General features: G+C 57.5%; 11 protein-coding genes. 8 read left to right on the top strand and 3 right to left on the bottom strand.

Annotation, left to right across the window (positions count from 1 at the left end):
• Window positions 1-34: 34 nt before the first annotated feature.
• A complete protein-coding gene (locus KHW85_RS04700; RefSeq protein ID WP_291458995.1) occupies window positions 35-1,627 on the bottom strand; it encodes a TrkA C-terminal domain-containing protein in 1,593 nt (530 codons plus the stop codon).
• A gap of 486 nt (window positions 1,628-2,113) precedes the next feature.
• Between KHW85_RS04700 and KHW85_RS04695 the strand changes: the two genes are divergently transcribed.
• From KHW85_RS04695 to KHW85_RS04680, 4 genes are all read left to right on the top strand, one after another.
• The gene (locus tag KHW85_RS04695) at window positions 2,114-3,877 is read left to right on the top strand and encodes an acetolactate synthase large subunit (RefSeq protein WP_291458994.1); all 1,764 of its coding nucleotides are present in this window, start codon (window positions 2,114-2,116) and stop codon (window positions 3,875-3,877) included.
• Window positions 3,877-4,383, top strand: coding sequence for an acetolactate synthase small subunit (gene ilvN / locus KHW85_RS04690; RefSeq protein ID WP_178704653.1), 507 nt, complete (start codon window positions 3,877-3,879; stop codon window positions 4,381-4,383). Before KHW85_RS04695 ends, ilvN begins: the two co-directional genes overlap by 1 nt.
• 2 nt (window positions 4,384-4,385) lie before the next feature.
• Window positions 4,386-5,411 (top strand): ketol-acid reductoisomerase, encoded by a 1,026-nt coding sequence (gene ilvC / locus KHW85_RS04685; RefSeq protein WP_291458993.1) that lies wholly within the window; start codon window positions 4,386-4,388, stop codon window positions 5,409-5,411.
• Between the two features lie 477 nt (window positions 5,412-5,888).
• On the top strand, window positions 5,889-8,210 hold the full coding sequence (locus tag KHW85_RS04680; protein WP_291458992.1) for an exo-alpha-sialidase: 2,322 nt from the start codon (window positions 5,889-5,891) through the stop codon (window positions 8,208-8,210).
• A gap of 180 nt (window positions 8,211-8,390) precedes the next feature.
• Here the strand turns inward: KHW85_RS04680 and KHW85_RS04675 are convergent, their stop codons facing one another.
• A complete protein-coding gene (locus tag KHW85_RS04675) occupies window positions 8,391-8,792 on the bottom strand; it encodes a hypothetical protein (protein ID WP_291458991.1) in 402 nt (133 codons plus the stop codon).
• 88 nt (window positions 8,793-8,880) lie between these two features.
• Between KHW85_RS04675 and KHW85_RS04670 the strand changes: the two genes are divergently transcribed.
• The gene (locus tag KHW85_RS04670) at window positions 8,881-9,393 is read left to right on the top strand and encodes a PH domain-containing protein (protein ID WP_291458990.1); all 513 of its coding nucleotides are present in this window, start codon (window positions 8,881-8,883) and stop codon (window positions 9,391-9,393) included.
• Here the strand turns inward: KHW85_RS04670 and KHW85_RS04665 are convergent.
• Complete coding sequence (locus KHW85_RS04665) at window positions 9,360-9,638, bottom strand: hypothetical protein (protein ID WP_291458989.1); 279 nt, start codon at window positions 9,636-9,638, stop codon at window positions 9,360-9,362. The genes KHW85_RS04670 and KHW85_RS04665 overlap by 34 nt on opposite strands.
• A gap of 412 nt (window positions 9,639-10,050) precedes the next feature.
• On the opposite strand from KHW85_RS04665, the gene KHW85_RS04660 reads away from it, so the two are divergent.
• The 3 genes from KHW85_RS04660 (at window position 10,051) to KHW85_RS04650 (ending at window position 11,854) form a co-directional block, all read left to right on the top strand.
• Complete coding sequence (locus KHW85_RS04660) at window positions 10,051-10,350, top strand: hypothetical protein (protein ID WP_291458988.1); 300 nt, start codon at window positions 10,051-10,053, stop codon at window positions 10,348-10,350.
• 57 nt (window positions 10,351-10,407) lie between these two features.
• Window positions 10,408-10,656 carry a hypothetical protein gene (locus KHW85_RS04655; RefSeq protein WP_291458987.1) on the top strand — a complete coding sequence of 83 codons (249 nt, stop codon included), beginning with the start codon at window positions 10,408-10,410 and terminating at the stop codon, window positions 10,654-10,656.
• Between the two features lie 211 nt (window positions 10,657-10,867).
• Window positions 10,868-11,854 (top strand): hypothetical protein, encoded by a 987-nt coding sequence (locus tag KHW85_RS04650; protein ID WP_291458986.1) that lies wholly within the window; start codon window positions 10,868-10,870, stop codon window positions 11,852-11,854.
• Window positions 11,855-11,998 lie beyond the last annotated feature (144 nt).

Below are 11,998 nucleotides of genomic sequence, written 5' to 3'. Positions count from 1 at the left end.
TCGATTGACTGCACTCAAAACAGCGAGAGAGCGATTACATGCCGCCCATGATCTGTGCGACGAGGATCTTGCCGATCATGGCAACGGGGTAGACCAGTGCATAGCCCAAAGAGACGCGCGGATCCATATTCGTGCGAGAGTTCGCGAATGCAAGGACTGCGGGTTGCGTTTGAGCACCAGCGAGTAGACCAGAGAGCTTCGTTCCACCCATCTTGAAGATCCAGCGCATGACGACGTACAGGCCAACGGCCATGATCGAGGTCATGATGATGCCCAGCAAGAGGATCTGCAGCCAGGTGCCAGAGGTGAAAGCCTTTTCGATCTGACCACCGGCGTTAGCACCCGCTTGCGCGAGGAAGACCAGAAGACCAAACTCAGCCAGAACCTGACCGGCCGTGAAAGGCATTGCGGTCACGAAGGGACCAATGCGTCCCAGACGTCCGAAGATCAGGCCGACGATCAACGTTCCAGCAGCCGAACCAATCGAGAAGTAAGCACCGGTTGGGGTAAAGATCGGGATTTCGCCAATGAGAATGCCCAGTGCCATGCCGACGCCCAAGGCGATTGGGTTCAGGTCGGAGAGGCCACGTGCGGAGTCACCGAAGAACTTCGTAATCTCGCGCATCTTTGAGGTTGGTGCCACGACACGAACGCGGTCACCCTGCTGAAGAATCAGGCCGGGTTCGGCGATCATATCCACGTCGCCTCGGCGGACTCGGGAAATTGTTGCGGAGTACTTATCCGCCAGGCCCAGCTCTTCAACGGTGTGACCGGCGAGCTTCGGGTTAGAAATCGTCACGCGACGGAAGTCCAAGTATGCGCGGTCTTCGATCAAGGAGTGTGAAGAGGGATGACCGAGCTCAGTTGCAACTCGGGCAACCAATTCACGGGGGCCGACGACGGTTACCAAGTCGCCCTGATCAAGGGTGTCGTTCATCGAGGGACGCATAATGGGGCCGGTTTCGCCTCGGCGCAGACGCGAGAATGTGACCTTTGAACCCATCATTGTGTGAATATCGCCGATGCAAGGGTGGTCACCGCGCTCGACGCGAATCGTACGGTTCGCCAGGGGAGAGGGGGCATCTTTATCGCGCTTACCGTAAGAGAGAGCTGCTGCAGAAGCGATGAGCATTCCGACGACGCCGAAGAGGTAAGCAATCGAATAACCGACCGTCGCAAGGTCCAACTTCCCCGAGGCCTCGCCAGCAGCGGACAGAGCCGGAGTGTTGGTTACTGAACCGGCGAAGGTGCCGGCGATGAGTGCGGGGTCCATTCCCCACATGCGGCCGATAACTTCGCCGGCGGCTGCGGATACGCCGTAAAGAGCAACCATTGCCAAGATAGGACCGACCGCGCTCTTGATGTTGTGAAAGAAAGAAGCACCGGAGTTCATACCGATAGCGAAGGCGAAGAGTGCAAGGCCAAGTGTGCCCAGCTCTCGGGTAACGCGCAGGTGAATTCCGTAGGTTTCGGCCCATGCGGACAGGATGATTGCAAGGAAAAGGACAGCTGCTGCGCCCAACCCGATGCCCTTGATCTTGATGTGGCCAAAAGCCATTCCCACGCCAATGAGGAGGAACAAGAACAGGACAGGCTGATCAGCAAGCTTGGTAAATAAGATCTCCACTGTGAGGGCTCCATTGTCTGGTGATCAGGATTTTTTCTATCCGTTTTCAGTATCTGACTCTTCTGGGAAAGGACAAAATGGGCGATTCGCGAGATTCTGCGGAAATGGTGCTAATTGCTCTTAGCTCACGTCTGACAAATTTTCGATTTTGAGGCCAAGGTCCCAGTTATCTTGAACTGTGAGATCAAAAGGCCGATGGTGACTCAAGCCCGTACGGTTAGAGACGTGATGAAGCTTCGCATTTCAGGAATTCTCGTCTCGGTCATCGTACCCAGGCGTGCGATTCCTGCCGTGTGAATTGTCGGATGGAACGCACGCCACAATCCCCGCGCACTTGCGCTACGCGTTTTCGGCCTCGGGAACAGAGAAGAACGCGCCCGCACCTGTGAAGGGGATTTTTTCATGCCAACACCCCATGATTCGCCAAGGAATTGCGGCGCAAACCGCGCTCCTTGAAGCGGAAGCGTAGAACCGACTGGAAGGCTGATGATGACTGAAGAACAACGCCAGGTCATGACCGGCGCACAGGCCATTGTGAATACCCTTGAAGCCCTGGGGGTCACCGACGTTTTCGGTATGCCCGGTGGAGCAATTCTTCCCACCTACGATCCCCTGATGAGCTCGTCACTGCACCACATCTTGGTTCGCCACGAGCAGGGCGCGGGACACGCCGCGCAAGGCTACGCACTGGCAAGCGGGAAGGTCGGTGTTGCCATTGTGACCTCGGGTCCGGGCGCGACGAATACCTTGACAGCAATCGCAGACGCGAATATCGATTCGGTCCCGATCGTTGTGATTTCCGGCCAGGTCGGTGCGTCGTTGATCGGAACTGACGCATTCCAGGAAGCTGACATCGTCGGGGCATCGATGCCCTTGGCAAAGCATTCCTTCCTGGTCACTCGCGCGGCTGAGATCCCTCAGCGTCTGGCTGAAGCCTTCCACATCGCCTCGACCGGTCGTCCCGGTCCGGTCCTCGTGGACATTACCCGTTCGGCTCAGGTTGAAGAATTTGAATACCAGTGGCCGGTTGAGCTGCAGCTTCCCGGCTATGAGCCCGCATTCGAGCCCGTTCCCCGCCAAATTGCTCGCGCCGCCGAGGAAATCGCGCGAGCCCAGGCTCCCGTGCTCTACGTCGGTGGTGGCCTCGTCCGCGCCCGTGCGGAAGAAGAACTACGCGCGCTGGTGGAATTGTCCGACGCAGCAGTCGTCACAACGCTTCCCGCACGCGGAGCTTTCCCTGACTCTGACCCGCACAACCTCAAGATGCCGGGTATGCACGGTACGGTTCCCGCGGTTGGAGCACTGCAGCGCGCGGACTTGATTGTGGCTTTGGGCGCGCGTTTTGATGACCGCGTGACCGGCCAGCTGGACTCCTTCGCGCCTCGCGCACGCATTGTGCACATCGATATTGATCTGGCAGAGATGTCGAAGAATCGCTACGCAGACGTGGCCGTGGTTGCGGATTTGAAGCCCGCCTTGGCCGCTCTGAATGCTGCTCTTCCCGAGGCCTACGAGCGCTTGGGGCGTCCGGACCTTTCGGGATGGTGGCGTTACCTCAACCGTCTGCGTGAGAAGTATCCGCTTGGCTGGAGCGAGCCGAGCGACGGTTTCATGGCTCCCCAAGAGGTGATTTCGAAGCTTTCTGAGATTGCCGGTCCCGATGCGATCTACGTGACCGGTGTGGGACAGCACCAGATGTGGGCGGCTCAGTTCCTTCAACTGGAAAAGCCTTCCCACTTCATTTCATCGTGTGGTTTGGGAACCATGGGATACTGCATCCCCGCAGCGATGGGCGCTCAGGTGGGCGCCCCCGAATCGGTCGTCTGGGCGATCGATGGTGATGGTTCCTTCCAGATGACTAACCAGGAACTGGCAACCTGCACTGTGAACGGAATTCCTGTGAAGGTCGCGCTGATCAATAACTCCGTGTTGGGAATGGTCCGCCAGTGGCAGACGCTGTTCTACGGTGAGCGCTACTCGAACACGACCCTGAATCCGCAAGATGGTGAGCAGATCCCGAACTTCGAGATGCTTGCTCAGGCCTATGGAATGGCCGCGCGGACCGTGCGCAATGCTGAAGAGATTGAAGAGGCCATTGAATGGGCCATGTCAATTAACGATCGTCCGGTTTTGTTGGACTTTAGGGTTTCTAAAGATGCTATGGTGTGGCCGATGGTTGCAGCCGGCGTCCCCAATGACGATATCCGCTACGCGCGAGATATCGCCCCCGACTGGGAGGTGGAAGACTGATGAGGCATACGCTTTCTGTTCTGGTGGAAAACAAGCCCGGCGTGCTGACCCGCGTCTCCGCTTTGTTTGCTCGCCGAGCCTTCAATATCAAGTCATTGACGGTGGGGGAGACCGAGCACCCCGATATTTCCCGCATGACCATCATTGTTGATGCGGACACCGCCCCCATTGAGCAAGTCAAGCGCCAACTGGGCAAGCTGATCAATGTTCTAAAGATTGTTGAGCTTAACCCCGACGAGGCCGTCGAGCGTCGCATGCTGCTCATGAAGGTTCGTGCTGATGAAACGTGCCGGACCTCGGTGCTGCAGATCGTGGATTTGTTCCGCGCACACGTCGTTGATGTCCATCCCGAAGCGGTCGTTATTGAATCGATCGGTTCACTACCCAAGCTGGAGGCGCTGCTGCGGGCACTTGAGCCCTACGGCGTCACCGAACTCGTTCAATCGGGCGCCGTGGCGATCGGCCGCGGTGACCACTCGATTACGGATCAACTAAAGGAGAATTAACAATGGCAGAGATCATCTACGATGACGGCGCAGACCTGTCGCTGATCCAGTCCAAGAAGGTTGCCGTTATTGGCTACGGCTCACAGGGACACGCACACGCGCTTAACCTGAAGGATTCCGGCGTTGACGTGGTCGTTGGTCTGCGTCCCGGTTCCTCTTCGTGGGCCAAGGCCGAGGCCGCTGGCCTCGAGGTGAAGGATGTTCCCGAGGCCGTGGCCGAGGGCGACGTCGTCTCCATCCTCCTGCCCGACCAAGTTCAGCGTTTCGTTTACGCCGAGCAGATTGCCCCCAACCTGAAGGAAGGCGCAGCCCTGCTCTTCGCGCACGGCTTCAACATCCGCTACGGCTACATCGAGGTCCCCACCGGCCACGATGTCATCATGGTTGCCCCAAAGGGCCCCGGCCACAAGGTTCGCGAGACCTACACCCAGGGCAAGGGCACCCCGGATGTCGTCGCCGTTGAGGTTGACGCTTCCGGTCAGGCTTGGGAGCTGGTTCTGTCCTACGCAAAGGCAATCGGTGGCACTCGCGCCGGCGTCATCAAGACCACCTTCACTGAAGAGACCGAGACTGACCTCTTCGGCGAGCAGGCTGTTCTGTGTGGCGGCGTTTCTCACCTGATCCAGGCTGGCTTTGAGACCCTGGTGAACGCTGGCTACCAGCCCGAGATTGCCTACTTCGAGGTCTGCCACGAGATGAAGCAGATCGTTGACCTGATCAACGAAGGTGGCATCACCAAGCAGCGTTGGTCTTGCTCTGACACCGCTGAGTATGGCGACTACATCTCTGGTCCGCGCGTTATTGGCGAGTCTTCCAAGCAGGCTATGCGCGACATCCTGTCCGATATTCAGGACGGCACTTTCGCACGCCGCTTCATTGAGGACCAGGACAATGGTGCTCTTGAGTTCAAGGCTCTGCGCGCCGAGGAAGAGTCTCACCCGATCGAGGCCACCGGCCAGAAGCTGCGTAAGGCTTTCGGTTGGACCCAGGCCGATGAGGACTACACCGAAGGTAGCGCAGCTCGCTGAGCTGATGCGATCTAAGGTTCGGCCGGCTTCCTTAGCTGAGCTGACTACTGATTAAGACAGAGGTTTTGATCAAACGGCTGCGGGCCGGTGCATACGCACCGGCCCGCAGCGTTTTTGTGTTCGCGTGCGGGTCGGAGCCCTTCCTTCCCGAAAAGACACACGAAGTCGGTGAATGTCATGCCTTATGACCTGTGTCTTTTACTGACTTCGTGTGGAGGGTGGGGGAGAGGCCTTGGATAGGCTGTGCCAATTGAAGCATTTCTGTGTCAAAGCCAGCTACACACGCACAGCACGACACTTACTCGCACGCGCGTCAACAAAAATGGTGCAAATATGCTGAAAGCGAGCGAATAGTATCCTGATGAAACTGTCTGAAGGTCCCGTGAATTTATAAGATGACTTATGTGGTTACTGAGACCTCACTCACGTGCCGCTTTTCAGTCTCACATCCATATCATTCATCCAGAAGGACCAAAGATGACCCTCCGTCGATATGGGCGGGCCCTGGCAGCAGTCTCAGGTGCGGCGCTCATGTGTGCCTCGTTCTCCCTGCCGGCACTGGCAACCCCCGAAAGTGACACGCAATCTGGCGACGTCACCACGGCCTCGGCAAGTGAAGCAACACCGGCTCCCATCACCGTTACCGCAACGCGAACCGACAAACTGGGGGACAAGGTCTATGTGGGGGACACCCTCACCTATACCTTCACCTACACGAACCAGACTGACAGTGCCTTGACCGTATTCCCGAAAGAGTCAAACCTTTCTGGTGTTTTGACGACCGGTGCACCGAACTGCCGCTGGCACAACCTCAGTGCGCACACCACCAAGCAGTGCACCAGTGCGACGCACACGGTGACCGAGGCCGATCTGGCCGCCGGTTCCTTCACCCCGACTTCGACGTGGGCGGCGACCCGTGATCGCAATGGCAACGATGTGATCGCCGGCGGAATTTCCGCCAATGCCGAGGCTATCACCGTTCTTCCCGGCTCTCGCGCACCTGAACCCGACCCGGTGGAGACCCCCAAGGACTACGCGATCGGAGAGGTCGCTCGCCTGGCCTCGCCCGGGCTGGCAGGCTTTAAGTGCCACCGCATCCCCGCACTGACCACGGCTACGAACGGCTGGATCATTGCCGCGTGGGATGGACGCCCCGAGACCTGTCAGGACGCGCCCCAGGCGAACTCGATCGTCTACCGCATCTCGAAGGATGGCGGGAAGTCATGGACACCGATCCAAACTGCTCTGGCCGGAACTCCCGGGGCGAATAAGGTCGGTTTCTCGGATCCTTCTTTCGTTGTTGATCGAACCACCGGGACGATCTTCCTGTTCTCGGTAAAGTCATTTGATGCGGGGCTCTTCCAGTCGCAGCTGGGAACCGATCCCAACGCGCGCAACATCCTTCACGCACACGTTGTTGAGTCACACGACAACGGCCAGACCTGGGTGAACCCTCGCATCATTACTGATCAGGTGACGCAGGGTCATGACGATCAGTGGTTCACGCGCTTTGCCTCTTCAGGTGAGGGGATCCAGCTGCGCTACGGCGCACACGCCGGTCGCTTGATTCAGCAGTATGCGGTCGCAAATGCTGGTAGCACCTCGCTCATGGCCGTTTCTGTTTACTCCGATGACCACGGCGCAACCTGGAAGCCGGGAGCGCCGAGTGAAGGCAGTGCGGATGAGAACAAGGTGGTCGAGCTCTCCGACGGTCGCCTGCTGATGAACTCTCGTACGCAGGGAACCGCGGGTCAGCGCCTCGAGGCGATTTCCTACGATGGTGGCCAGACCTGGGGTCCTTTCCGCCACAACTGGGACCTGACTGATCCGCGCAACAATGCCTCGATCATTCGTGCATACCCGAATGCGCCTCAGGGTTCCGCGCGTGCGCGCGTCCTGCTCTTCTCGAACGCGGATTCGTCCAGTGCTCGCGCGAATGGAACGATTCGCGTGTCCTACGACGATGGCTTCACCTGGAACGAGGGCAAGGTCTTCGAAAAAGGAGACATGGCCTACTCGACCTTGCATGCGCTCAATGATGGAACCTGGGGCCTGCTGTATGAGACCGGTGGCTACAAGAACATTGATTTCATGCGCGTTGATGCCGCGTACCTGGGTTTGAGGGACCCGGGCGAGGACGTAGCACCGACTCCGGCGCCTTCGGTCGATCCTCAGCCGACCCCCACACCGGCTCCGACGGTGGACCCGACTCCGGCGCCCTCCCCGTCCGTCGATCCAACGCCCGCTCCTCAGCCCACCCCTGATCCCGAGCCGACACCGACCCCCGATCCCGCGCCCTCTGCAGCTCCCGCTCACTGGGTGAACACTGCAGATGGCTGGAAGTGGCAGCTAGAGGACGGAAGCTTCGCGGCCTCGCAAAGCGTTGTCATTGGCGATGCGACCTACCGCTTCAACGCTGATGGCATCATGGTCACCGGTTGGGAGCAGCAGGATGGAAAGTGGAGCCACTACACCTCCTATGGTGCGCGTACAAATGGTTGGTTCGAAGAAAGCGGTCACTGGTACTACTTCGATCCGAGCACGGGTGTCATGAAGATCTGGTGGGCGCAGATTGATGGCCACTGGTACAACTTTGGACTTGATGGCCGCATGGTGACCGGATGGAAGAACCTCGACGGACACTGGTACCGCTTTGGAACTGACGGCCATATGGCGACGGGCTGGCAGCGTATTGGCCTGTCTTGGTACTACTTCGGCACCGATGGCCAGATGCGTACCGGCTGGCAGAAGATCGACGGCCGCTGGTATTACTTCGCTCGTTCTGGAGCGTGGATTTGAGCTGATCGTCTGACTGTCGTCTGATGAACGAGGCCGGGGCCGGGGAGTGCGATGACGCTCCCCGGCCCCGGCGTCTGTTGAGGTGAGGTCGTTATCGGGGGAGAGAGAAAGTTGTTATCGGGGGGCGAGGAGGGGGAGAGAGGTGGAAAGCGAGAAATGCGAGGGGAAGGAGAAAAGGAGTTAGGCCTCGTCGGCGGAGGACTGGTCTTCTTCGATCGTCGCCAGCGCAACCTGGGTGGCGCCTGCTCGCGCGTTCCAGCCGAGGACTCCGACGGTGAGGGCGCCCATCACAAGGAAAATCAGGCTGGTCGAGGTTGAGCCAGGGGAGTGCATGAAAGCCATCGCGATGACGGCAATTCCCTGCGCGGTTCCCAAGACTCCGCCCATGAAGAGGAGGACCCAGACGGCTTGGTGGCCGGCGTTCCAGGCGTGCGAACCGACCGGGATATCGTGCAGATAGAGGCCGAGGGGAGGCCGTACGGCTTGGTTGCGGACCAAAAGGCCGGTCACGAAGAGGTGGAGGCCGGCAATGACAACGATGAGTGCGGCGCAAACCAGAAGGATAGTGACCAGGGTGTTCATGTGTTTCCTCTCGACTGCTCCAGACTAGCAGGCTCGAGGGGAGTCGAAATTGTTAGAAGGTCCGGGCGCGGTCTGGAAGAATGAGCCCATGGGTTTGTCAAAGAAGCTCTTAAGCAAAGATGAAGTCATCGTCCGTCATATGCACACGCACATCAAAGTGCTGCTGTGGAGGATTGTGGCGGTTGTACTGCTGCTTGCTGCCGCGATTGTTGGATCGGTGTTTGTGCCTGTGGACTCGCAAAAGTGGGCTCTGCCGGCGATTTGGATCGTCTTTGTGATTGTTGCGATTCCGCTGTTTGTCGTGCCGTGGGCCAAGTGGATGGCCGCGACCTACACGGTGACAACGAAGCGGATCATTACGCGCTCGGGTATTTTCCAGCGCACGGGGCACGACCTGCCGCTCAGCCGTATTTCGGACATTCAGATGGTGAAGGATCTGAACGATCGCCTGTTTGGGTGTGGAACGCTTGCCTTACAGACCTCGGCCGATGACCCACTGCTGCTGCACGATGTTCCGAATGTAGAGATCGTGCAGGTGGAGATCTCGAACCTGCTGTTCAACGACGTTCAAGGAGCGATCGACGCCGACCCGAATTCGTGAGGGTAGACCGTGGGTGTCGCGGCGGCGGTGGGGTGTTCGGTCCAGAAGTCAGTGTCTGTGGCCAGTTTGTAGGCAGCAACGGCTGCTACAGCTACCAGCACAGTGAGGCCGATACCGATTGCCCACGGGCGCAGCACTGCGCGCCGTGCTGCTAGGGAGTGCTTCTTGCGGCGCGACGGCGGGGTGAGGAAGTCCTGCTCTTCTTCCTCGGTGACGGGTCGCTCGGATAGGGGCGGGACCTTCATGGTGTGTGTGCTTCAACGGTGAGGTGTCCTCCGACGCGCCCCCACCGTTGGGGGTGCATCCTTTCTCATCAGGGTATGCGCAGAACCGACACGAAATACTAAGAATGCTGCGCAACCATCACGCAAATCCTCCCACCCGCATTCCCGCAACCGCACGGATGTGCACACCCGGCCCCGGCCTCGTCGTGAGATGTGGGTACGAGAGCTCTCCCGGGACAGAGGGATAGGCTTGATTCTCAAACGGACTACGTTGTACGTTTTAGTCAACCGTTCGGCAGCCGCTCCCTTGGAGTGGACGGGCTGGATTTCTATCTGGAAGGTCAGAAGATTTGGCAGCCATCGATGAGTTGATTAGTGCTGCGCAGACCTTCTACGCAGATGCGCGCGCGAATGAGAATGGGTGCTCCCGCTCGTGGGAGCGATTGCTATCGCGCTTTTCGAAATGCGCGGACCGCCCCTTCCCCCGGACTGCGGCTATTTGAGTCTGCACCTCGCTTTCTGCCTGGCGAGCGGGGGGATGTGTTGGGGTTCGTCCTTCCTCCTTCAGAAGGACTACAAGGTGCACACGCGCATCGTCGCGGAGATCCTCAAGCCCGAGTATGACTGCCTGTTTGGGCTCGCGTGCACGGATGTGCGAAACAGTGACGTTTGGGAGCAGCTGACGAAGCTGTACGACGACATCAGCCGCTATTTCCATCCAATCCGCAATTAGGTCGCCGGGCGCGCGGTCGCGAGCCAGGTGTCGCCGGTCCTCATCACGAAAATACTCATGGGAACGCTCGGGTGTGCGCCCGTGTACGACAGATTCTTTCAGGATGGCGTTGCGACATGCAAGGTGACGACGCGGGAATACAGCCTGGACTCCGTCCTCAGGCTCGTCGACTTCTACGAGGAGCACAACGACCGACTTGAGGCAGCGCGGCGGGGAATGCAGCGCGAGGACCTGACCTATCCGCAGATGAAGCTCCTTGATATGGGCTTTTGGCAGATTGGGTTCGAGACTAGCTTGGTTGTTTAAAAGGCGCTGGCATACTTCTCATCAGAGTCGGTGCGTATCCGGTGTGCTCGCGTTGATAAGTTGATCGATTAAATTGTTCAACACTTGATTACCGTACAGCTCGTTGTGCGGTGTTCACAGTTTGACACCTATGTAGGTGGAGTATTGTTCGGTGATGAAGTGCCTGTAAGTCTGTCAGTGCGGACATGACCCGATTAGTGAAGGAGTAGTTGTGGAGTGGATTGATTATACTGCGAAAGGCATTGGTTTCCTCGTAGCGCTCGGAACATTCACTAAACTGGCGATCGAAATTTATAAGGTAATTAAGAATGGTTTCGATTTTAAGAATTGGTTTAGTTATCGACGCAAGGTAAAGGGTCTCAAGTATCTGCGCATTTTTCAAAAGCGTGGTGCTCTCGGATTTAGAAATGAAACATCAAATACAGTGAGACAGCAGCTGACGCGTGAAATCGCCAAAGATGTTGTTCACTCTTACAGTATTGAAAAGCGTGTAAGTAGATTTAGTAGGAGCACTAGGGATCAAGTTAGAATTCTTGTAACATTTTTCTTCATATTTGTCGTACTGATATGTATTGCGGCATTGTCAAAGATTGCTGAAGCTACGCCTGCGCAACAGAAATTTATTGATGCTGGACAGTATATGCTTTGGTGGTGTTTTGCTGGTGCTGTTGGAATGTCGATATTGCAACTGATTATTGCTATGGGTCTCGCTAGTGAGGAATTTCGAAGTATGATCGAAGCCTCTCGACTCAATGTAGTACAGGTTCCGATTGAATCGATTCCCTACTGTGTCGAGAAAGATAAAGACTACATCTTCGTTGACGCGACCATCAGAAAGCGCTATCAAGTCCCGTTTATGGGGAGTGCAGACGGTGTGCAGATGCTTCTCGATCATGGTGTCGCGATCGATGAGGTTGCGACTTTGGAGAAGTCTGAAGCCAAACAAGTTAAGTCGAGCGACTATGAAGAAGTGGCCGGTCAGCTCGTCGATTCGTTCCTCGCAAAGACTCTGGAACATGGCAGCGAGCCAGTCTGTTTCGTCTTCTCACAGGCAGGTATTACGGCAGTTCTCGTCACTCAGCTGTTGCGGCGCAAAGGTCTGCGAGCGTTCTACATCGGCGCGACGAATGGCTACGAGTCTGAAGTCAGGGAGACTATTCGGGAGATTCGCATACTCCGCGAGAGTGGTCTGATCTGAGTTGTTCAGGTTTTCGGTGGTGTGTTGAATGAACGTATCGGCGTGCGACAGCCGATACGTGACAGTGGCGGTGAGGCCCTAAGACCTCACCGCCACTAGTCGTTCACTGACGCGCGGCTTTGCTCCCGCGGACCACGAGCCTCT

Source organism: Actinomyces sp. oral taxon 181 (genome assembly GCF_018370895.1).
GTDB lineage: Bacteria > Actinomycetota > Actinomycetes > Actinomycetales > Actinomycetaceae > Pauljensenia.
This window is presented reverse-complemented; position numbering and strand designations above follow the sequence as displayed.